The 21,003-nt window shown below is 74.2% G+C and carries 21 protein-coding genes, 1 pseudogene and 1 riboswitch; of the genes and pseudogenes, 8 read left to right on the forward strand and 14 right to left on the reverse strand.

Annotation, left to right across the window (positions count from 1 at the left end; translation table 11 throughout):
* Nucleotides 1-56: 56 nt before the first annotated feature.
* Nucleotides 57-1,166 carry an alpha/beta fold hydrolase gene (locus tag IFT79_RS12610; protein ID WP_192124513.1) on the reverse strand — a complete coding sequence of 370 codons (1,110 nt, stop codon included), beginning with the start codon at nt 1,164-1,166 and terminating at the stop codon, nt 57-59.
* 151 nt (nt 1,167-1,317) lie between these two features.
* Between IFT79_RS12610 and IFT79_RS12615 the strand changes: the two genes are divergently transcribed.
* On the forward strand, nt 1,318-2,028 hold the full coding sequence (locus IFT79_RS12615; protein WP_056046667.1) for an SRPBCC family protein: 711 nt from the start codon (nt 1,318-1,320) through the stop codon (nt 2,026-2,028).
* Nucleotides 2,029-2,088: 60 nt separating this feature from the next.
* Here the strand turns inward: IFT79_RS12615 and IFT79_RS12620 are convergent, their stop codons facing one another.
* On the reverse strand, nt 2,089-2,625 hold the full coding sequence (locus IFT79_RS12620) for a DUF1990 family protein (protein ID WP_192124515.1): 537 nt from the start codon (nt 2,623-2,625) through the stop codon (nt 2,089-2,091).
* A gap of 48 nt (nt 2,626-2,673) precedes the next feature.
* Between IFT79_RS12620 and IFT79_RS12625 the strand changes: the two genes are divergently transcribed.
* Nucleotides 2,674-3,303 carry an alpha/beta hydrolase gene (locus tag IFT79_RS12625; RefSeq protein ID WP_192124517.1) on the forward strand — a complete coding sequence of 210 codons (630 nt, stop codon included), beginning with the start codon at nt 2,674-2,676 and terminating at the stop codon, nt 3,301-3,303.
* A gap of 96 nt (nt 3,304-3,399) precedes the next feature.
* Here IFT79_RS12625 and IFT79_RS12630 read toward each other — a convergent pair whose 3' ends face one another.
* From IFT79_RS12630 to IFT79_RS12680, 11 genes are all read right to left on the reverse strand, one after another.
* Nucleotides 3,400-4,686 carry a M18 family aminopeptidase gene (locus IFT79_RS12630; protein ID WP_056047805.1) on the reverse strand — a complete coding sequence of 429 codons (1,287 nt, stop codon included), beginning with the start codon at nt 4,684-4,686 and terminating at the stop codon, nt 3,400-3,402.
* 104 nt (nt 4,687-4,790) lie between these two features.
* Nucleotides 4,791-5,123, reverse strand: a complete 333-nt coding sequence (locus IFT79_RS12635) for a hypothetical protein (RefSeq protein WP_123570562.1) — start codon at nt 5,121-5,123, stop codon at nt 4,791-4,793.
* Between the two features lie 77 nt (nt 5,124-5,200).
* Nucleotides 5,201-5,875, reverse strand: coding sequence for a hypothetical protein (locus IFT79_RS12640; protein WP_192124519.1), 675 nt, complete (start codon nt 5,873-5,875; stop codon nt 5,201-5,203).
* Nucleotides 5,876-5,909: 34 nt separating this feature from the next.
* The gene (locus tag IFT79_RS16965) at nt 5,910-6,872 is read right to left on the reverse strand and encodes a DNA-3-methyladenine glycosylase 2 (protein ID WP_192124521.1); all 963 of its coding nucleotides are present in this window, start codon (nt 6,870-6,872) and stop codon (nt 5,910-5,912) included.
* Nucleotides 6,869-7,525, reverse strand: coding sequence for a DNA-3-methyladenine glycosylase I (locus IFT79_RS12650; RefSeq protein ID WP_374058404.1), 657 nt, complete (start codon nt 7,523-7,525; stop codon nt 6,869-6,871). The genes IFT79_RS16965 and IFT79_RS12650 overlap by 4 nt, the downstream gene beginning before the upstream one ends.
* Before the next feature lie 44 nt (nt 7,526-7,569).
* A complete protein-coding gene (locus tag IFT79_RS12655) occupies nt 7,570-8,196 on the reverse strand; it encodes a methylated-DNA--[protein]-cysteine S-methyltransferase (protein ID WP_192124523.1) in 627 nt (208 codons plus the stop codon).
* Complete coding sequence (locus tag IFT79_RS12660; RefSeq protein ID WP_123570559.1) at nt 8,193-8,747, reverse strand: RNA polymerase sigma factor; 555 nt, start codon at nt 8,745-8,747, stop codon at nt 8,193-8,195. Before IFT79_RS12660 ends, IFT79_RS12655 begins: the two co-directional genes overlap by 4 nt.
* Nucleotide 8,748: 1 nt before the next feature.
* Nucleotides 8,749-9,267 (reverse strand): methylated-DNA--[protein]-cysteine S-methyltransferase, encoded by a 519-nt coding sequence (locus tag IFT79_RS12665; protein WP_192124525.1) that lies wholly within the window; start codon nt 9,265-9,267, stop codon nt 8,749-8,751.
* A 265-nt stretch (nt 9,268-9,532) separates the two neighbouring features.
* Nucleotides 9,533-9,811 (reverse strand): acylphosphatase, encoded by a 279-nt coding sequence (locus IFT79_RS12670; RefSeq protein ID WP_056046650.1) that lies wholly within the window; start codon nt 9,809-9,811, stop codon nt 9,533-9,535.
* A gap of 184 nt (nt 9,812-9,995) precedes the next feature.
* A complete protein-coding gene (locus IFT79_RS12675) occupies nt 9,996-10,982 on the reverse strand; it encodes an aldo/keto reductase (RefSeq protein WP_192124527.1) in 987 nt (328 codons plus the stop codon).
* A 140-nt stretch (nt 10,983-11,122) separates the two neighbouring features.
* Nucleotides 11,123-13,141, reverse strand: a complete 2,019-nt coding sequence (locus IFT79_RS12680) for an Ig-like domain-containing protein (RefSeq protein WP_192124529.1) — start codon at nt 13,139-13,141, stop codon at nt 11,123-11,125.
* Nucleotides 13,142-13,661: 520 nt separating this feature from the next.
* Between IFT79_RS12680 and IFT79_RS12685 the strand changes: the two genes are divergently transcribed.
* Both IFT79_RS12685 and IFT79_RS16970 read left to right on the forward strand, forming a co-directional pair.
* Nucleotides 13,662-15,020: an MFS transporter gene (locus tag IFT79_RS12685; protein WP_192124531.1), complete on the forward strand. Its 1,359-nt coding sequence runs from the start codon at nt 13,662-13,664 to the stop codon at nt 15,018-15,020.
* Complete coding sequence (locus tag IFT79_RS16970; RefSeq protein WP_123570555.1) at nt 15,017-15,613, forward strand: thermonuclease family protein; 597 nt, start codon at nt 15,017-15,019, stop codon at nt 15,611-15,613. Before IFT79_RS12685 ends, IFT79_RS16970 begins: the two co-directional genes overlap by 4 nt.
* On the opposite strand, the gene IFT79_RS12695 is transcribed toward IFT79_RS16970, so the two are convergent.
* Nucleotides 15,538-17,733, reverse strand: a complete 2,196-nt coding sequence (locus IFT79_RS12695; protein WP_192124534.1) for an MMPL family transporter — start codon at nt 17,731-17,733, stop codon at nt 15,538-15,540. The genes IFT79_RS16970 and IFT79_RS12695 overlap by 76 nt on opposite strands.
* A gap of 88 nt (nt 17,734-17,821) precedes the next feature.
* Here IFT79_RS12695 and IFT79_RS12700 point away from each other — a divergent pair, with 88 nt between their 5' ends.
* From IFT79_RS12700 to IFT79_RS12710, 4 genes and pseudogenes are all read left to right on the forward strand, one after another.
* Nucleotides 17,822-18,337, forward strand: coding sequence for a MarR family winged helix-turn-helix transcriptional regulator (locus tag IFT79_RS12700; protein WP_056046638.1), 516 nt, complete (start codon nt 17,822-17,824; stop codon nt 18,335-18,337).
* 97 nt (nt 18,338-18,434) lie between these two features.
* Nucleotides 18,435-19,859 (forward strand): L-serine ammonia-lyase, encoded by a 1,425-nt coding sequence (locus IFT79_RS12705; RefSeq protein WP_192124535.1) that lies wholly within the window; start codon nt 18,435-18,437, stop codon nt 19,857-19,859.
* 231 nt (nt 19,860-20,090) lie between these two features.
* Nucleotides 20,091-20,171, forward strand: a pseudogene (locus tag IFT79_RS17070) (hypothetical protein); the annotation flags it as partial.
* A gap of 21 nt (nt 20,172-20,192) precedes the next feature.
* Nucleotides 20,193-20,621 (forward strand): pentapeptide repeat-containing protein, encoded by a 429-nt coding sequence (locus tag IFT79_RS12710; RefSeq protein ID WP_249407985.1) that lies wholly within the window; start codon nt 20,193-20,195, stop codon nt 20,619-20,621.
* Nucleotides 20,622-20,732: 111 nt separating this feature from the next.
* Nucleotides 20,733-20,869: riboswitch (FMN riboswitch) on the forward strand.
* Nucleotides 20,870-21,003 lie beyond the last annotated feature (134 nt).

Here is a 21,003-nt window from a genome sequence, read left to right on the forward strand (position 1 = left end):
CGACCCGACCGGACCCGCCCCGGCCCTGCCCGGCGCGGCCGAGACGAGCCGCACCGTCAGCGGTCGGCGCCGCCGGTGGTGGGTTCGATGTGCGGGCCGTCGTCGGGGTCGGCGCCGGCCGCGGCCTTCTCGGCCTGGCGACGGTCGAACGCCGCCTGCATCGACTCGGCGTGGTCCGTCTTGGCCTTCGCGAGGGCCTCGTCGTCTCCGCGCATGGTCGCCGCGGTCGACCGCAGGCGCGCCCCCACGGCCTTCACGAAGTCGGCCGGGCTGGGGCTGAAGTCGTCGCTCTCGTCGCCGTCCCCCGCGTCGACGTAGTGGTGCAGCTCGACGCCCTCGTCGTGTCGGATCGGCTGCTGGGCGTGCTCGACGCAGAGCTTGGCGACCTCTTCGGCGTGGGCGTGCATGACGGAGTGGGCGGCGCCGGGCATCTCCCACAGGCGGGACGAGGGCAGCAGTTCGCCGACGCGGCGCACCCACTCGCGCGGGGCGACGGCGTCGTGCTCGCCCCGGATGACCAGGGTGTCGGCGGCGATCTGCGGCAGGTGCTGCTCGATCGGGTAGGTCATCATCTTCGGCAGGATGCGGGAGAACCAACGCACCCCGCAGAGCACGTAGGCGCTCAGGGCCAGGAACTTCACCCGGCCGGGCTCGTGCCAGGCGGCCCGGGCGAACCGCACCGCCTGCTCGAGCACGTGACGATGGGCCGGGTCGATCACCGGCCCGATCAGCACGACGGTCGACAGGTCGGGTCGGCGCGCGGCGAGGTCGACGACGATCTGCGTGCCCATCGAGTGCCCGACGACGACCGGGTCGTGGAGTCCCAGTTCGTCGATGGCGGTGCCGACGAGGTCGGCGTACTCGCGGATGCTCAGGGCGTGACCCGGGTGCGGCACCCCGGCGAAGCCCGGCAGGTCGAGAGCGTGCACGGGGCCGAACTCGTTGAGGTTCGGCGCGAGGCGCTCGAAGTAGTCGGACGAGACGCCGATGCCCGGCACGAGGACGAACGGACGGTCGCCGGTGTCGCCGATCGTGTTGACCCGCACGTAGAGGTCGCCCCGCTCGACGCGACGCACGGTGACGGTCGTGTCGACGTCCCCCGCTCGCGAGGCGTCGCGGGCGGCCGAACGCCGTGGCGAACCGGCGTGGCGACGTCGAGGGGTCATCGGATCAGTGTGGCACGGTGGGCTCGGAGCCCGGGACGGTGGCGCGGGCGGGGTCCCCGGTGGCAGGCTGACCCCGCCGGGTCCCGCCCGCGGCGCACCGCCTCCGCCCCACCCGCCTCGACCCACCCGCCTCGACGAGAGAAGAGTCATCGTGCCCGCTGCCGACATCGTCCGGACCGTCACCCTCGCCGCGCCTCCCGCCGTGGTCTTCGACGCCGTCACCACGGGCACCGGCGGGTGGCTCTGGCCCGGTGAGGTCGAACCCCGGGTGGGAGGCGCGGCCGGGCCGGGTGCGGTGGTCACGGCCTGGCGACCGGGTCGCCACTACGCCAACCGCATGGAGGGCGAGGGCGGCTGGTTCAACGAGCTCGACTTCGCCCTCGCGGCAGGCGACGACACCGAGGAGGCGACCCGGCTGACCTACCGGCACTCGAGCGTCTTCGACGAGGGGCAGGTGCCCGGCGTCGAGGAGCACACCGACTTCTACCTGCACACCCTCGCCGAGTACGTCGCATGGTTCACGGGGCGGGAGGCCACGTTCACGAGCGTCGACGCCCCGGAGTCGTCGCGGGCGGCGGGATCGGCCGCCCGGGTGCTGCAGGCCCTCGACCTGGCCGACGACGTCGAGGTCGGTGACGCCGTCGTGGTCGACCTGCCCGGCGTCGGTCCGGTCGCCGCGGGACTCTCGTACCGCACCGCGTCGTTCGTGGGGCTGCGGACCGCGAGCGCGCTCGTCCGCGTCTTCGGGCGGGAGGCCTGGGGGGCCGGGGTGAGCGTCAGCGTCCACGACTTCGCCGACGGGGCCGACGCCGCCGCGACCGGGTCGGCCTGGCAGAGGTGGCTCGACGACCTGTTCTCGTGAGCCGCGCCTCCTCGTCCCCACGGAGGGGTGACCGGGCCGTCCGGTGAGGGCGCGGTGCCGTCAGGCGGAGGCCACGACGACGTCGAGGGCACGGAGGTTGCGCCGCAGGATCAGCGAGAGGGCGAGTGCGGACGCCGGCCCGGCGGCCCGCATCCACCACGCGGCGGGGAGCCAGACGACGCGGATGTCGAGGGTGACGCGGTCGTCGTCGTGGTGGTGCACGCGGTAGCTCTCCCAGCCGCGCTGGGGGTGGCCGACCAGGGCGGCGTGTCCGAAGCCGATCTCGGTGGCGGACCGGACGACGGCGAACACCCGGCAGGCGACCGGTGGGTGCACGGGGCCGAGGGTCACGCCCCAGACGCTCGTCGCACCGACGGCCACGCGGACGGGCACCTCGAGGGGCACGAAGCCCGAGCCGCGGTGCACCTGCCAGTGCAGCACGGCGTCCCCTGCGGCCTCGAAGGCGGCCCGGCCGTGGCCGATCACCCGACTGCGCGTCGTCACGTGGAATCGGGTCGGCGGCGGACCGTCGAGGGTGGGCTCGCCCTCGAAGGCGTAGCCGTCGCCGAACCGGGCGCGGTACGGGTGTGACGTCATGGGTCGACCCTGCCACGTGAGGACGCCGGCTCGGGGCATGATCGGACCGTGACCGACGCGACCGCCCCGACGCCGACCCCGCTCCCGACCCCGCCCACGGCCTTCCTGATCCTTCACGGCTGGCAGAACCATCGTCCCGAGGGGCACTGGCAGCGCTGGCTCGCCGGCGAGCTCGAGGCCCGCGGACACGTGGTGCGCTACCCGCAGCTGCCCGACGCCGACGAGCCCACGCCCGCCGCCTGGGACGCCGCGGTGCGACACGAACGGGCCGCCCTGCCCGCGGGCCGTCCGGTGACGGTGCTGTGCCACAGCCTCTCGTGCCTGCTCTGGTTGAGGCTGCGGGCCGGCGTCGCGCCTCCGTCCGCCGATCGGGTCGCGCTGGTCGCGCCTCCGTCGCCCGAGCTGATCGCCGGCCAGCCGATCCACGCGTTCGTGGCCGGGGAGCTGTTCGACGGGCGGCGGCTCGCGCTCGGGGGCGACGCCGAGTCGGTCGTCGTCGCCGGGGACGACGACGAGTGGCTGCCGCTCGGCCCGGTCGACACGTGGGAGGCGCGGGTCGACGCCCCGGTCGTCGTCGTGCCCCGAGGCGGTCACCTCACCCCGGACTCGGGCTACGGCGAGTGGCCGGCGATCCTGGCCTGGGCGCTCGGGGCACCGGCGGCGGAGGCCTTCGGCTGATCCGCCGTGCGCGGTGCCCGACGGTCGCGCAGCGCCTCCGCGTCGGGCCTGCGGATCGGACCCGCGCCGGGCCTGCGGATCGGGCCCGCGCCGGGTCTACGCGTCCGGCGCGAGGAAGGCGGCGGCGGCGCGTGACAGGTAGGCCGGGTCGTCGGCCCCGCACAACTCGCGGGCCGAGTGCATGCCGAGCAACGGGATGCCGACGTCGATCGTCCGGATGCCGAGCCGCGTCGCGGTGATCGGTCCGATGGTCGAGCCGCAGGGCACCGAGTTGTTCGAGACGAACTCCTGGAACGGCACACCCGCCTGCTCGCACGCCCGCGACCACTCGGCCGCCCCGAGCCCGTCGGTGGCGTAGCGCTGGTTCGCGTTGATCTTGAGCAGCGGCCCGCGGTTGACGACCGGCTGGTTGACCGGGTCGTGCCGCTCGGGGTAGTTCGGGTGCACCGCGTGCCCGGCGTCCGCGCTCAGGCACCACGACCCGGCGAGTGCCCGGCGGTGATCGGTCGTCGTCGCCCCGAGACCGGCCGAGACCCGGGCCAGGACGTCCTCGAGCAGCGGCCCGGCCGCACCCGACGGGGTGGCCGAACCGACCTCTTCGTGGTCGAACGCCGCGAACACGGCGACGTGGTCGAGTTCGACGCCCGAGGTCGCCGTCTCGACCAGTGCGACGAGACCGGCGTGGGTCGACGACAGGTTGTCCATGCGCCCGGCGGCGAAGAGCTCGCCCGACATCCCCAGGACCGCAGGAGGCGCGGTGTCGGCCACGACCACGTCGTACCCGGTCACGTCGGCTCCGGTCAGCCCGGCCAACCCGGCGAGGTGGCCGAGGACGTCGGCCTCGTCGAGCGGCCCCGCCCCGACCACGGGGTTCAGGTGGCGCTGGGGGTCGAGCTTCAGGCCCTCGGCGTTGACGCCCCGGTCGAGGTGGACGGCGAGCTGCGGGAAGCGCAGCAGCGGCCCGGTGCGCACCAGGTGCGTCTCGCCGCTGCGGGTGACCAGTCGGCCGGCGAACTCGAGGTCGCGGTCGAGCCACGAGTTGAACAGCGGACCGCCGTAGACCTCGACGCCGGCCTGCAGCCAGCCGCGAGTGCCGGTCGTCGGCTTGGGCTTCAGCTTGAAGCCGGGGGAGTCGGTGTGCGCTCCGACGACGCGGAACGGCGTCGTGGCCGTCGCGGTGGCCGGCTCGATCCAGGCGATGACCGCGCCGTCGCGCACGACGTAACGACGGCCCGGGCCCGAGGGCCACTCGGCGGTCTCGTCGAGGGCGGTGAACCCGGCGTCGTCGAGCCGGCGGGCGGCCTCGGCCGCGGCGTGGAAGGACGAGGGCGAGGCCTGGATGAAGCGGGCGAAGTCGTCGAGGTGGGGGCGCGTGTCAGTCATCCCCACCAGCATGCACCACCCGGTCGCCGCCGAGACCCCACGAAGGGGCCGAGGCCCCGGCTCGCGCACGTGGGTCTCGGCGCGCTCCCGGGGTCTCACACGGGTCAGCGGCCGCCGCTGCCGCCGCGGTTCGCGCCGATGTCGCCGCGGTGGGCGTTCGCCTCGGGGTCGGCCGAGTGCGGGTCCTCGTCGTCGACGGTCAAGGCGGCGTCCTGCTCGCCCGAGACGCCCCCGGGGCTCACGGCGACGTAGCCGTCCTCGCCCGAGTGGCTGCCGCCGAGCGGCTGCGTGACGTCGCCGTCCGGCGTCGCGTCGCCCGATGCGGCGGGTTCGCCCTGCGTGTCGGTCGGGCCCGTGCCGTGGGCGGCCCGGTGCGTCTCGATCGCGGCGGCCTCGACCGCAGCCTGGTCGTCGGGTCGGTCGTCGTCGGTGTTCATGCTGGCCGCTCTCGTCGTGGAGGAAATGTCGGGGAGTGGAACGGTAGACGCCCCCGATCCACGGTGTTCGGCGCCCGTCACTCGGGCACGGGAAGGGAGGTCGCGTGGAGGGCGAACCAGACGCCGGCGACGAGCAGGCCCACGGCGACGAGCGGGAGTCCGACGGTGCGGTTGCGGACGCCGTAGGCGATCCAGCCGACGATCGCCGCCGTGCTCACGAGGGCGAGGGCGGCAGCGACGACGGCCAGTGCCGGGGACGGAGAATCGCGCTGCCACTCGGACAGTCCTGCCGCGACGGCCGGGACAGGCGTGCTGATCCACATGGGCAGGAGCGCCGCGTCCCCCAACCCCTTGAGTGTCGGGCGTGTGTCGTCATCCCAGCGTGCTCGGTAGAACCCGTCGACATGCGTGCCGCCGAGGTGCGGCGGCAACATGGCCACGAGATCGCGGGGCAGGTCGGCACCCGGTTCGAGTCGCAGATAGGTGCGGAGACGGTTGAGGGTCGTGATGCCGGTCATCACGCGCCAGAACACCCGGCGTTCGTGGGCGGTCGTGTAGCCGTCGATCACGATGCCCCACCGGGCCGCCTGGTCGACTTGGCCTTCCGCCCGGGCGAAGTCCGTCAGGGCCATCCGGACCATCAGATCCCGGGGCGCCTGCTCGGCCAGCGCTCGCAACAGGACCCGCGCCTCCTCGATCTCGTCCGCGGCGCGATGCGCGCTGACGATGTCGAGGGTGCCGTCGATGTCCACCGGACGAGTATCGAGCATTCCGGCGGCCGAGACTTCACGGCGCGGTCGGCAGCACCGCGGCCCAGAGGTGGAACAGGGCGTAGGCGCGCCAGGGCGACCACGGTGCCCCGGCGACCTCGGCCTCCTTCGTCGTCAGGCCGCCCATCACGCGCCGCAGCACGAGGTCGCCCGCGGGCCAGGCGTCGCGGTCGCCGAGGGCGCGCACGGCCAGGTACTCGACGGTCCACGGGCCGATGCCGGGCACGGCGAGCAGGCGTCGGCGGGCGTCGGCGTGGTCGACGTCGGGGGCGATGACGAGTCCGTCGGCGACGACCTCGGCCAGGGCGTGGATCGTCCGCGCGCGACTGTTCGTCACCCCGACCGCGGCCCGCAGCTCGTCGACGTCGGCGGCCGCCAGGCGGTCGGCGCGGGGGAACCGCGTCAGGCCCGTCCCCGCGACGGGTTCGCCGTGGGCCGCGACGAGCCGCCCGGTGAAGGTGCGCGCCGCGGCGAGCGAGACCTGCTGCCCGAGCACCGTCATCACGGCCGTCTCGAACCCGTCGGGGTTGCCCGTCACGCGGATGCCCGGACGCGCCGCGACGAGCGGCCCGAGCACGGGGTCGTCGGCGAAGCCCCGCTCGACGTCGTCGAGGTCGGTGTCGAGGTCGAGCCACGTCCGCACGACGCGTCGTGCCTCGTCGACCGTCGCCTGCGTCGGCGGCACGCCGTCGGGCCCGGTCACCGTCACGTCGACCCCGGTGGCCGCGAACGACAGGTCGAGACGGTGGGAGGCGCGCTCGGCTCCCGTGCCCAGCTCGACCAGTCGCGCGTGCGTGGCCGCGGCGACGTCGGTGGCTTCGGCTCCCGGCACGCTGTGCGCCGCCAGCAATCCCACGGCGTGCGCGTGGTCCCAGGCGCCGACGGGTTCGACGACGAAGCGCGCGGGCGCCCCGTGCGGTACCGCCCCGACCGGTGCCGCCCCGTCGGGTGCCGCCCCGTCGGGCGAGTCCGCGGTCACGACCCGGCCGCCCGGGGGCCGCCGTCCGGCACCGGCCGGCCGTCGTCGCCCCACACCCCGGACGACCCGCGGCGGTGGCTGTCGACGAGGTGCGTGTCGACGATGCCCGCGGCCTCCATCAGCGCGTGCATGGTGGTCGGCCCCACGAAGGTGAACCCCTTCGCCTTGAGTGCCCGCGAGAGGGCGAGCGACTCCGGCGACGTCGTCGGCACCTCGGCCATCGTGCGGGGCCGGGGAGTCTCGACCGGCCGGAACGACCAGACGAAGTCGACCAGGCCGCCGTCGGCCCTCAGGTCGATCGTCGCCCGCGCGTTGCGGATCGTCGCGTCGACCTTGAGCCGGTTGCGGACGATCCCCGCGTCGGCCATCAGCCGTGCCCGGTCCTCGTCGTCGAAGCGGGCGACGACGTCGGGATCGAAGTCGGAGAATGCGCTCCGGAACGCCGGACGCTTGCGCAGGATCGTCGCCCACGACAGCCCCGACTGGAACGCCTCGAGGCTCAGCCGCTCGAACAGGCCCCGCTCGTCCCGGACCGGCAGCCCCCACTCGGTGTCGTAGTACTCGCGCAACAGCGGATCGGTCGACGCCCAGACCGGTCGGGCGAGCCCGTCGTCACCGACCACGACGCCCGCGCCCGCCAGGTCCGACGGCACCGCTCCCGCGCCGGCCGCCGTCACGCCGGAGGTCACCGCCTCGCTCACGCCCCCGCCTCGAGGTCGATCAGGATCTGCTTGGCCGCCATGCCCCCACGGTAGTTGCCGGCCGTCCCGTCGCTCCGCACCACCCGGTGGCAGGGCACGACGACCGGCAGTGGGTTCGTGGCGCAGGCCGTGCCGACGGCCCGCACCGCCCGGGGGCTGCCCGAGGCGAGGGCGACCGCCGCGTAGCTCGCCGTCGCGCCGTAGCCGATGTCGGGCAGGTGCTCGAGCACCGTCCGCTGGAAGCCCTTCGACAGACGCCGGTCGAGCGGCAGGTCGAACGCGCGGCGCTCGCCGCGGAAGTACTCGTCGAGCTCGCGCGCGACGGCGTCGAGCCGCGACGGCGTCTCGACGATGCGCGGGCTGACCGTCGAGGCGAGGCGGTCGAGCACGGTGTCGTGCCCCTCGATCTCGAAGGCCACCCGCAGCACGCCCACGTCGGTGGCGCAGACGAGCAGGAGGCCGACGGGGGAGTCGAGGGTGCGGTACGCCACGTCGACCGCCCCGACGCCGAGGGCGGTCTCGGCGAAGCGGGCGTGCAGCGCGGCGAGTCGCTCGTCGGTCGGGTCGAGGCCGGTCAGCAGGTCGCCGGGGTCGGTCGACGCGTCGATGGGGGAGGCGGTCATCGGATGCCCTTCGGCTCGGGGGACGGGGAGGAGGCGCGACCGGCGGCCCGGACGGAGGCGCCGGTCGCGCGAGGCGTCGCGGGGTCGGCCAGCAGCCGCCGCAGCGCCGCGATGCCGTCGGCGGACGCGCGCCGGGCCGCGTCCGCGCTGATGCCGGTCAGCTCGGCGACCTCGCGGTGCGAGAGCCCGACGAGGTGGTGGTAGACCACGGCACGCCGCTGGCCCGGCGGCAGGGTGCGCAGCGCCCCGTCGAGCTCGTCCGCGCGCGCGACGGTCTCGTCGTGAGGAGGCGCGGGCGGCGGTTCGGGCACCGTCTCGACCGGCCGGGGGCGACGCTCGCGTGCCCGCAGCACGTCGATCGCCTTGCGGTGCGCGATGGTCACCAGCCACGCCTCGAGGTTCGTCGACGCCGGGAGCGACGGGTACGCGACGAGGGCCGCCACGAACGTCTCGCTCCAGGCGTCGTCGGTGTCGTGCTCGTCGAGCACGGCCCGGCAGACGCGCCAGACCGTGCGACCGTGCCGGGCGACCACGCGCTCGAAGGGTTCCACGTCAGAACAGCCGACCGGAGTCGGGGCCCGACGGCTGGTCGGCCTCCAGCCCGAGCAGGAACCGTTTGCGGTCGAGCCCGCCGGCGTAGCCGACCAGGGCCCCGCCCGAGCCGACCACGCGGTGGCACGGCACGACGATGCTCAACGGGTTGAGCCCGTTGGCGGCGCCGACCGCCCGCGCCAGGCCGACGCCGCCGAGCGCGGTCGCGAGCTGCCCGTAGCTGCGGGTCTCGCCGAAGGGGATGTCGCGGAGGAGCGTCCACACCCGCACCTGGAAGTCGTTGCCGCGCGGTGCCAGCGGGAGGTCGAAGGAGCGCCGCTCGCCGCAGAAGTACTCGCCGAGCTGGCGCCCGACCTCGGCGAAGTCGCTCAGGCCGACGCCGTTCCGCGAGACCGGGCCGAAGCCGGTCGGATCGGGCAGGTGGCGGTGCTCGTCGAAGTAGAGGCCGACGAGGCCCGTCTCGCCCCCGACGACGGTCAACGGGCCGACGGGGGTGTCGACGCTGGTGTGGACGCTCACGGTGCCTCCTGGCTCTCGGCGATGGTATCCACCCCGTAGACGCGGCAGCGGCACCGGATGTGAGGTCACCGGTCGACGAGATCGGACGCCCCGGGCCGACCGGGCCGGACGGTCCGACCGAACCGGTCCGGGTGATCGGGCCGGGCCGTCGAGCAGGTACCCTTGAACGCCCGGTCCGGGCACTCCACACTGTCGGGTGTGTGCGAGCGTCCGGGCCGGGTCTCTCGTCTCCGGCCGCCGGGCCCCGTACTGATCGTCGCTCGGGCTAGTGGCGCGTGCTGAATTCGCTCTCGCCCACGGGGGTGATCTCGCTCACCTCGACCCGGTCGACCCGGGCCCCACGAGGTCCCTCGTCCAGCCATTCGAGCAGCAGCGCCACCCGGTCGGGCCGTCCCTCGACCTCGACCTCGACGGTCCCGTCGGGCAGGTTGCGGACGAAGCCGCCGACGTCCAGTCGGTCCGCCTCGCCCTCGGTCGAGAAACGGAAACCCACGCCCTGCACCGAACCGTGCACGAGGGCCCGGCGTCTGATCACGTCGTCCATCGCTCGACCGTACCCGCGCCTCCTCGGGCTCGCCCTCGTTCCGCGCCCGGACGTCTCACCCCGCCACGAAGTGGACATCCCGCCACGGAAAGGGATGGCGGGATGTTCATTTCGTGGCGGGGTGCCGGGGTGGCGGAGCGACGGCTCACGCAGGCCGACGGCCGAGCCGACGCCGGCCGCCTCGCTACTTGTCGACCGTCGACATGTCGGCGTAGCGGGCGCCCTTCGGCGCGGCCACGTCGTCGAGCTGGTGCACCTGCTCGGCGTCGAGCACCACGTCGTCGGCGGCGACGTTCTCGTCGAGGTAGGCGCGGCGCTTCGTGCCCGGGATCGGCACGATGCCCTCGCCCTTGGCGAGCAGCCAGGCGAGCGCGACCTGACCCGGCGTGGCGCCGACGGCCCGGGCGACCTCGTCGACCTGCTGCACGATGCGGACGTTGGCCTGCAGGTTGTCGCCCGAGAAGCGGGGAGCGAACCGGCGGAAGTCGTCCTCGGCGAGCTCGTCCACCGAGCGGATGGTGCCCGTGAGGAACCCCCGACCGAGCGGCGAGTAGGGCACGAAGCCGATGCCGAGCTCGCGGACGGTCGGCAGGATCTCGGCCTCGGGCTCACGGCTCCACAGCGACCACTCGGTCTGGAGGGCGGTGATCGGGTGCGTCGCGTGGGCACGGCGGATCGTCTCGGGCGCCGCCTCGGACAGCCCGAGGAACCTCACCTTGCCGGCCGTGACGAGCTCGCCCATGGCGCCCACGGTCTCCTCGATGGGCACGAGCGGGTCGACGCGGTGCTGGTAGTAGAGGTCGATGTGGTCGATGCCGAGGCGCTTCAGCGAGCCGTCGACCGACCGGTGGACGTACTCGGGGCGACCGTCGACCGTGCGTTCGGCGCGGGCCTCGGGGTCGGTCACGTTGCCGAACTTCGTCGCGACGACGGCGTGGTCGCGGCGGCCCTTGAGGGCGCGGCCGAGCAGCTGCTCGTTCGTGTGCGGGCCGTACATGTCGGCGGTGTCGAGCAGGGTGACGCCCACGTCGAGCGCGCGGTGGATGACGCGCACCGACTCGTCGTCGTCGGTGCTGTTGCCGGTGTAGAAGGCGGACATGCCCATGAGGCCGAGGCCGAGGCGGCCGACGTCGAGTCCGCCGTCGACCTGGCCGAGTGTGGTGTTCTTCATGGTCCCGAGCCAACTCCCTCGCACCCGGTGCGGGCACATGCCCGGCCCACGGGCCGACGGACCGCAGGAGGCGCGGTGCCCGTCGACCGGACACCGCGCCTCCTCTGCCTCGTGGGGTCGGGCCCCGGGGGCCGCCGCGGTCAGCGGCGCCCCGCCCGGCGACGGGTGACGGCCGAGCCCGTGACGAGCGCGAGGCCGAGGGCCAGGGCGGCCGCCGCGACGCCGAGCGGCAGGCCCGGCTCGCTGCCGGTGTAGGCGAGCGGTCGGCCCGAGCCGCCGGTGCCCGTGCCGCCCGTGCCCTGGCCTCCGGCTGCCGGCACGACGGGAGCCGGCGTGACGATCGGGTCGGGGGTCGGCTCGGGGTCGGGCACGGGGGTCACCACGGGAGGCGCGGCGAGGGTGATGGTCGGGACGGTCCCGTCGGCGGTCGGCGCCGTGAACGACCCGAGGGTCTCGCCGTCGGCCACGACGTCGTAGGTCGTGCCGGGGACGAGGTCGTCGGCCCGGTAGACGCCCGCGGCGTCGGTGGTCGGGGTGGCGACGGGCTCGGGGTCGGTGGCGTCCGCCTCGATCAGCGACAGCTCGAGGTCGGCGGCGGGCGTGCCGTCGGAGTTCACGACGGTGCCCTCGACCGACACGGTCGCGGGGGCCGCGATCTGCACGGGCGGGATCGTCCCGCTCGTCGCGGGTGCGGTGATCGTGACGGCCGAGTCGACGTCCTCGTCGAGGACCACCTCGTACTGTTCGCCAGGGGTGAGGCCGTCGGCCGTGAACGAGCCGCCCGCGCCGGTCTCGACGCTCGCCACCGGCGCGGTCTCGCCGACCGGCACGATGTCGACCGTCGACCCGGTCGCGGGTGCCGATCCGTCGGGGTTCACGATGCTCGTCGTGATCTCGACGGTCGGGTCGAGCGTGATCGACGCGCCGGAGGCCGTGGTGACCGGACCGCGGGCGATGCCCGTGACCTCGTCCACCAGGTCGTACTCGGCCGCGGGGTCGAGCCCCTCGAAGGTGACCGAGCCGTCGGCTCCGGTCGTCCCCGACGCCACCGGGTCGATCTGGCCGGGCACGACGATGCTCACCGGACGGTCGGCCACGGGCGTCCCGTCGGCCTCCACGACCGTCACCGTGAGGGGCGCGGTGGCCACCGGGGGCACGGCGCCGGCGAAGGCGAAGTCGAGTCCGGGGGAGTCGTCGCCCGCGATGGTGAAGGGCACGGCAGGCAGATCCGCGGCGTCCTCCGGTGTGGTGACGTCGACCTCGTAGGGCGTGCCCGAGACGAGGCCGGGGACCGACCAGGTGCCGTCGGGGCCGACCGTCGTGGTGGTCCCGACGACCTCACCGGTCGCCGGGTCGACGACCGTCACGATCGCTCCGGGGTAGGCCGCGCCGTCGTTCGTCACCACCCCGCTCGCGGTGAAGGTCTTGGTCACGAACCACGTCTGGTAGACGGGGAACCCGGAACGCTGCTGGTACGTGAAGGTCAGCGTCGACAGCGGCACGGTCGGGCTGAACCAGGCGGCGGCGCCCTCGGTGTCGGACGCGGTGGCGTTGCCGGTCAGCACGCCCGTGGCGGCGTTCCAGGTCGGCACGTCGCGCAGTCCCGCGGCGTCGCACGACGGCGACGGGCCGCCGGCCGCGGTGCGGCAGTAGTTGTACGTGCTCCCGAAGCCGAGGGCGTCGGCGGGCACGGCCACACCGTCGGCGCCGGTGGCCGACACCGTCACCTGGTCGGCGTCGACGTCGCCCAGCACGAACGACCAGTCGCTCGCGGGGGTGGCCCGGTCGAAGGTGTACGTCGTGACCGACGCGGCGGCCGCGGTCGGCGAATCCTGGGCGGGACGGAGGTTGAGGTAGGGGCGGCCACGGCTCGAGTCGTACTCGGCGCCGACCGGCGTGCCCGTGCCCTGCCACGTGCTCGATCCGCTGGGGATCGTCGCCTGGCGCGAGGTCGACGTGAACGTCGCCTGCGGGAAGTCCCCGGGGAGCGTCATCGTGCCCGTGAAGGCACGAGCCGTCCCGTCGACGGTGAAGTCGGCCCAGCCGACCGCTCCCGGTCCGGCGGCGGAGGCGCTGGTCGCGCCCCCGAGGGCCAGCGCGCCGGCCACGACGACCGTCACCCCCGTCGCCGCCCATGCCCTGATGCGCCTGTCGATCATGTCGTCGTCCCTCCGGCCCCACCCCTGATCGCGGGCCACGAGGTCGAGGTTATGTCAGGTGTGGTCGTCGTGTCACACCCGGACCGACCCGAGGCGTCGTCGCGGGCGTCGCCGCGTGCCGGGAACGACGAAGGGGCGCCGCCTCGCGACCGGTCACCCGGTGCGGAGGTCGGCGCCCCTTCGGGGACGTCGTGCGTCAGCGCTTCTTGGCGTTGGAGACGATGTCCTCCGAGTGGCCACCCGTCGCGCCCTTGGCCTTCTTGTCGGCGCGCTTCTCCTTCAAGGAGCGCACGGCAACCTTCGCGGTGCCTTTTTTCGCTGATTTCTCTGCCATGGTGGTGCCTCCGTCGCGGACCGAGATGATCCGGTCCGCCCGAGGCTACGGTGCCGCGGCCCCGGTGTCTGTAGCCGCGGCCATCTTCACGGCTCCTACACTGCCCAGTGGCCCGGTCCGCCTCACGCGAGGAGTCCGTGTCCGACCACCGCCCGACCCGACGACACCCTGAGACGACAGGCCCAGATGACCCCCGTCCCCACCTCGACCCCGGTCGCCCCGACGCGTAGCGAGCGCCTCGACGAGCTGCCGTTCACCTCGAAGCACCGTCGCCTGTTGGCCGGCTCGGGCATCGGATGGGCCCTGGACGCGCTCGACGTCGGCCTGCTCTCGTTCGTCATCGCCCAACTGATGACCGTGTGGAGCGACCAGGCCGGACAACTGGCCTGGGTCGCGTCGGCCGGGTTCGCGGGCATGGCCATCGGTGCGGCCGTCGGTGGTTCGCTGGCCGACCGCTTGGGCCGCAAGACCGTCTTCGCCCTGACCCTGTTGCTCTACGGCCTCGCCACCGGCCTCTCGGCCCTGTCCTGGTCGGTCGGCGTGCTGCTCGTCCTGCGCTTCGTCGTCGGACTCGGCCTGGGCTCCGAACTGCCGGTCGCGTCGACCCTCGTCAGCGAGTTCTCACCCCGGCGCATCCGGGGCCGGGTGGTCGTCCTGCTCGAGGCGTTCTGGGCCGTCGGCTCGATCGGGGCCGCCCTCGTCGGCTACCTCGTGATCCCGACGAGCGACGACGGCTGGCGCTGGGCCCTGCTGATCGGTGCCGCTCCCGCGCTCTACGCCGTGTTCGTCCGCCTGAGGATGCCCGAGTCGGTGCGCTTCCTCGAGTCGAAGGGGCGTCACGACGAGGCCGAGCGCACCGTCCGCGGCTTCGAGCAGGCGGCCGGCGTCGCCGCCCCGACCGTGGCCGCCGAGGAGGCGCGGGTCGTCGAGAAGCCGGTCCGCGCCTCCGTCGGCCGGCTCTTCGGTGCCGGCATGGCTCGCCGCACGGTCGCGATCTGGGTGATCTGGTTCATGACCAACTTCTCGTACTACGGCGCCTTCGTCTGGCTGCCGTCGTTGCTCGTCGCGGCCGGGTTCCCGCTCGTGCGCTCGTTCGGGTACGTGCTGATCATCACCCTGGCGCAGCTGCCGGGTTACGCGGCCTCGGCGTGGTTGATCGAGAAGTGGGGGCGCCGGGGGACGCTCGCGACCTTCCTGCTCGGGTCGGCCGTCGCGGCCGTCTTCTTCGGCTTCGGGGCGGTCAGCGGAAGCGTCGCGCAGATCCTCGTCGCGGGCATGGCCCTGTCGTTCTTCAACCTCGGCGCGTGGGGGGCGCTCTACGCCGTGACGCCCGAGCTCTACCCCACCCCGCTGCGGGGCACGGGCGCGGGGTGGGCCGCCGGCGTCGGGCGCATCGCCTCGATCGCCGCGCCGCTGTCGGTGCCCCCGCTGATCGCCCTCGGAGGGCCGCCCACCCTGTTCGTCGTCTTCGGCGCGGTCTTCGTCGTGGGGGCCGTCGCCGCCACGATGCTGCCCGAGCTCCGCGGCACGCGGCTCGCCGAGTGAGCGCGCGTCGCCGTCCGTCGCGTCGTCGCCTCACGCCGCGCCGGCTGCTCGGAGTCCTCGTGGTGCTCGTGGCGGGGGCCGTCCTCGTGGCTTTCCCGCGCCTCCTCGGCGACGGGTCGGCGGGTGGCGGCCCGGGAGGCGCGGGTGCGGTCCCCGTGCCCGCAAGCGTCCCGGCCGCGGCGGTCGAGGCCGTGGTCGACCGGGTCGTCGACGGGGACACCGTCGTCGTCCTGGTGGCGGGGGAGCGCGAGCGCATCCGCCTGATCGGCGTGGACACCCCCGAGACCGTGAAGCCCGACGCGCCGGTCGACTGCTTCGGACCAGAGGCGAGCGCCTTCACGACGGCCGCCCTGCCCGAGGGGGCCACGGTCTGGCTCGAGGACGACGCCTCGCAGGGTGACGCCGACCGCTACGACCGGCTGCTGCGCTACGTCTGGTCGCCGGACGGCACGATGCTCAACGAGCGGCTCGTCGCCGAGGGCTACGGGCGCGAGGACACCTACGACGACGCGTACCGCTACCGCGACCGGTTCGTCGCGGCCGAGGCGTCGGCCGAGGCGTCGAGGGTCGGGCTCTGGGACGCCTGCGGCTGAACCGACGGACGCCGGCTCGGCCACCAGAACGCGTCACCGGTGAGGAACACGAGCGCGGGCACCAGCACGGTGCGCACGACCAGGGTGTCGAGCAGCACGCCGAGGCAGACGATCACGCCGACCTGGGTCAGGGCGACGACCGGCAGCACGCCGAGGACGGCGAAGACGGCCGCCAGCAGGATGCCCGCACTCGTGATGACGGCGCCGGTCGAGGCCAGGGCCCGCACCATGCCCTCGCGGGTGCCGTGCACGAGGCCCTCCTCGCGGGCCCGGGTGGTGAGGAAGATGTTGTAGTCCACCCCGAGGGCGACGAGGAACAGGAACGCGTACAGCGTCACCGCCGTGTCGAGCGCGGGGAACCCCAGCACGTTCTGGAACAGCCAGGTCGAGGCCCCGAGGCTCGCGAAGAACGTGGCGAGCACCGAGGCGATGAGCAGGACGGGGGCCACGAGCGAGCGCAGCAACAGGGCCAGGACGGCGAACACGATCGCCAGGATGATCGGCGCGATCAGGTCGATGTCGGCCTGCGCCGCCACCTTCGTGTCGTAGGCGGTGGCGTCGCTGCCCCCGACGAGCGCGTCGGCGAGGCCGCCGCCGGCGTCGGCGTACCCGGCACGCAGACGCTCGACGGTGGCGAACGCGGCGTCGCTCTCGGGTTCGGCGGACAGCTGCAGGTCGACGCGCGTCAGTCCGCCCTCGGTCTCGCCGGTCGTGGCCGTGTCGACGCCGTCCGTGCCCGACGCGAGCGCGGTGGCCTCGTCGGCGACCGTCGAGGGGACGATCACGGTGGTGCGGCTGGTCAGCCCCGCCGAGAACGAGTCGTCGATCACCTGTTGCGCGGTGACCGAATCGGGGTCGCCGAGCAGCTGGTCGGTCTGCGAGAGGCCGACGGCGTAGCCGCTCAGGCCGAGGCAGAGGACGCCGATGCCCGCGACGGACGCCACGGCCACGACGGCCGGACGGCGTCGGACGCCGCGCCCGAGACGGTCCCAGAAGCCGCGTCGCGGTGCCGCGTGGTGCGCCGCGCCTCCTGCGGTGGCGTCGGCCGTCCGCGTCGCGTCGGCCCCGTCGGAGACGCGGTCGCGCCCGGACGAGGAGGCGCGGGGCACGAAGGGCCAGAACAGCCCGCGACCGCAGACCACCAGGGCCGCCGGCAGGGCGACGAGGGCGAACACGATCGCGACGCCGACGCCGATCGCACAGGCGAGACCGAGGGCCCGGTTGCCCGTGAGCGACGCGAGGAGCAGCGTGAGGAGGCTCAGGGCGACCGTGCCGCCGCTGGCCGCGATGGCGGGCCCGGCGCTCGTCACGGCCGTGCGCATCGCGCGATGGCGGTCGGGCTCGAGCAGCAGTTCTTCGCGGTAACGCGCGACGAGTAGCAGGGCGTAGTTGGTGCCCGCGCCGAAGACGAGCACCGAGAGGATGCCCGAGATCGAGGCGTCGAGCGGGATGCCCAGGGGTTCGGCGACGGCGGCCGCGACCCGGCCGGCCAGGGCGTCCGCGGCACCGACGACGGCCAGCGGCACGATCCACAGCACGGGGCTGCGGTAGGTGACGATCAGCAGCACGGCCACGACGACCACCGTGACCAGCAGGAGCCGGAAGTCGGCCCCGGCGAAGGCGTTCGCGATGTCGTCCTGGAACCCGATCGGCCCGGTGAGCAGGGCGTCCAGCCCGGCGGGCAGGTCGGCCGAGGCCGCGTCCCGCAGGCTCGTCGCCGTGCCCGCGACGTCGGCGTCGACCGTCGTGGCGTCGAGCGGGACGGCCACGATCGCCGCGGTGCCGTCGTCGCTGATCTGCGGCCGGACGGCCTGCGGGGTCGTGGCGAGCTCGGCGAGGGCGGCCGCCCGCTCGTCGACGGCGGTCAGGTCGGCGGCGTCGAGCCGGTCGCCGTCGTGGCTGAAGACCAGGATGCCCACCGTCGTCTCGGCACTCGGGAAGGTCGTCAGCAACTTGGCCACCTGGGCCGACTGGCTCGTGTCGGGGACGCCCGACGGCGGGGCCGCGTCGCCCTCGCTCTGCGGCAGGACCGTGAAGAGCAGGGCGACGGCGACGGCCGTCGCGGCGAGCACGGCCCAGGCGGTGCGGTGGCCGCTGACGATGCGGGCGAGGGTGCGCATGGTGATCCTTCAGTCGCTGAATGTCTTAGGAGCTAAGAGTATTGCAGATCACAGGAGCATCGACCAGACTCGTCACGCAGGAGGTTCCATGCCCACCCCGACAGACCCGGGCCCCACGGCCCCGTCGACCCGTCCGTCGCGCTCGCCGCAGGCCGACGAGATCGTCACCCACATGCAACGGCTGACCACCGAGTCCCAGAAGGTCGCCCAGGCCTTCGCCTCGCGACACGGTCTCGGCCACATCGACCTCGAGGCGCTGCTGCACGTCATGCAGGCCGAGCGCGACGGCGACCCCGTCACCGCCGGCGGTCTCGGCGAGCTCCTGGGCGTCACGTCGGGGGCGGCGACCGGAGTCATCGACCGCCTCGAGAAGGTCGGGCACGTGCACCGCAGCCGCGACGACGCCGATCGGCGCCGGGTGCTCGTCCGCTACTCGGATCGCGCCCGCGAGGTCGCGGGCGCGTTCTTCGGGCCGCTCGGCGTGATGAGCGACCGGGTCATGGCCGAGTTCGACGAGGCCGAGCTCGAGACCGTCCGACGGTTCCTCGAGGGCATGTCGGGCGCGATGGCGGAGCGGGCCCGCGAGGTGGGGCGACCCGCCTGAGGCGACCCGCACCTCCCCGGGGTGGCGCACGGCCCCGACCTCCTGCGCGTCGGCGGGAGCGGGTAACGTCGTGGTGACCCCGGAAGGCAGGTTCTCCGTGACCGACCACGTCTCGGCCCTCGATCTCTTCTCGATCGGCATCGGCCCCTCGAGCTCGCACACCGTCGGCCCCATGAGGGCCGCCCGCGAGTTCCTGCTCGGTCTCGACGTCGACGGCCGGCTGACCGACGTCGTGCGGGTCGAGGCCGTGCTCTACGGCTCGCTCGCCGCCACCGGCCTCGGCCACGGCACTCCGTCGGCCGTCCTCGCCGGCCTCGCGGGCATGCAACCCGAGACCTGTGACCCCGAGGTCGTCTCGGGCATGCAGCAGGCGGTCGAGCAGGGCGGCGGCCTGCGGCTGCTCGGCCGGCACCAGATCGCCTTCGCCCCCAACGACCTGCGCATGGCGCCGCTGACGCGCATGCCCCGGCACCCCAACGCGATGAGCGTCGAGGCCTTCGACGCTCACGGCGAGAGCCTCGCCCGCGAGGTCTACTTCTCGGTCGGCGGGGGCTTCGTCGTGCGGGACGGTGACGACGAGCGGGCCGTGCCCACCGCCGAGGCGCCGTTCGCCTTCACCGACGCGGACGACCTGCTGCGCCTCTGCGACTCCGAAGGCGCGTCGATCGCCGACCTCGCCTGGCGCAACGAGGTCGCGCTGCACGGCGAGGCCGACGCCGCGGTGGGGCTCGACTCACGCTGGGCGGCCATGCGGGCCTGCGTCGACGCGGGTCTCGAGGCCACGGGCGTCCTGCCCGGCTGGATGAAGGTGCCCCGACGCGCCCGGCAGTTCGCGACCATGCTGCGCCAGCAGGACGAGAGGGCGACCGCCTTCGCCCTCGGCGGCTCGGCGATCGACCAGGGCCGCGCCTCCTCGCTGTTGGCCTCCGACCTGCCGGCCCAGTGGCTGCAGGCCTACGCGATGGCCGTCAACGAAGAGAACGCGGGCGGCGGGCGCGTCGTCACCGCCCCGACCAACGGCGCGGCCGGCATCATCCCGGCGGTCGCCTACTACGCCATGAGGTTCCACGGCGCGACCGATCACGAGCTGTCCCGCACCTTCCTGCTGACGGCGGCGGCGATCGGGTCGCTCTACAAGCGCAACGCGTCGATCTCGGGGGCCGAGGCCGGCTGTCAGGGCGAGGTCGGCTCGGCCGCGTCGATGGCCGCCGGCGCGCTGACCGCCCTGCTCGGCGGGACGCCCCGCCAGGTCGAGAACGCGGCCGAGATCGCCATGGAGCACCACCTCGGCCTCACCTGCGACCCCGTGGGCGGCTTCGTGCAGGTGCCCTGCATCGAGCGCAACGCCATCGCGGCGGGCACGGCGGTCGCCGCCACCCGCATGGCCCTGCTCGGCGACGGCAGCCACGTCGTCAGCCTCGACACCGTCATCGAGACGATGCGCCAGACCGGCCGCGACATGAAGGACAGCTACAAGGAGACCAGCCGCGCCGGGCTCGCGGTCAACGTCATCGAGTGCTGAGAACGTCCGCGTCGGGGGCCCGCCCGGACGTTCCTCGGGTCGTGTCGCACCCCGCCGCTAGCCTCGTCGCATGACCCCGTCGCGCCGCCCCACGCCGTCCCGCCCCGCGACCCCGGGGGCACCGACGCCCCGCGGCTCGACCCCGTCGACCCCCGGGGGCTCGTCGACCTCGGCACCGACCTGCTGGGTCCGCGCGACAGCCGTGAGCTCGAACGGTACGTCGACGCCGACCTGACCGGTCGCGACCTCGAGGGGTCCGAGTTCACCGAGTGCGTCTTCGAGTCGCCGCGGCTCGGATCGGCCCGACTGCGGGGCGCCCGCCTGGTCGAGTCGGTGCTGGCCGACTCGTTCGCGCCCGAGTTCGCCGCCTCGCGCAGCACCTGGCGTGACGTCCGCGTCGAGCGGCCCCGGTGGGGGTCGGCCGAGCTGTTCGACGCCGAACTGCGGTCGGTGCACCTGGTCGGCGGCAAGGTCGACTTCCTCAACCTGCGCGGGGCGCGCCTCACCGACGTCGTGATCGAGGGCTGCACGATCGGCGAACTCGACCTCGGGGGTGTGCAGGCCCTGCGGGTCGCGCTGGTCGACTGCCGCATCGGCACGCTCGACGTGACCCGCGCCTCCTTGTCGCACACCGATCTGCGCACCAGCGACTTCTCCCGCATCGACGGTTTCGAAGGGCTTCGCGGCGCGACCATCGACGACCTGCAGCTGGCGACCTTCGCCCCGACGATGGCGGCTCACCTCGGGCTCGTCGTCGGCTGAGCCCGGGCTCGTCGACGGCTGAGCCCGGGCCGCCCGTGCGACGCCCGGCTACGCCCTGGCCGAACACGTCGGGGCCGCTCGAGGCGGCGGTGCTATCGTCGCCGACAGAGCAACGCGCTCCGGGGTCAGTGAAAATCTGAGCCGGCGGTCACAGTCCGCGACCCGCGTCGTCCCCGAGAGGTGGCGGCCGGTTGAACCGGTGGAACCCCGGTACCGACGGTCATAGTCCGGATGAGAGGTGGCGCGGGCCCGGTCGTCCGTCAGCGGACCCCCGGGCCGATGCCGACCCTCGCGTCGCGCACCCCCGGAGAGCCCTCGGCACACAGCCAGGCAGACCGGAGGACGACATGACGACGCAGGCGACCACGCCCCGCGGGCCCGA

The organism is Frigoribacterium sp. CFBP 8759 (assembly GCF_014841655.1).
In the GTDB taxonomy this organism is placed as follows: domain Bacteria; phylum Actinomycetota; class Actinomycetes; order Actinomycetales; family Microbacteriaceae; genus Frigoribacterium.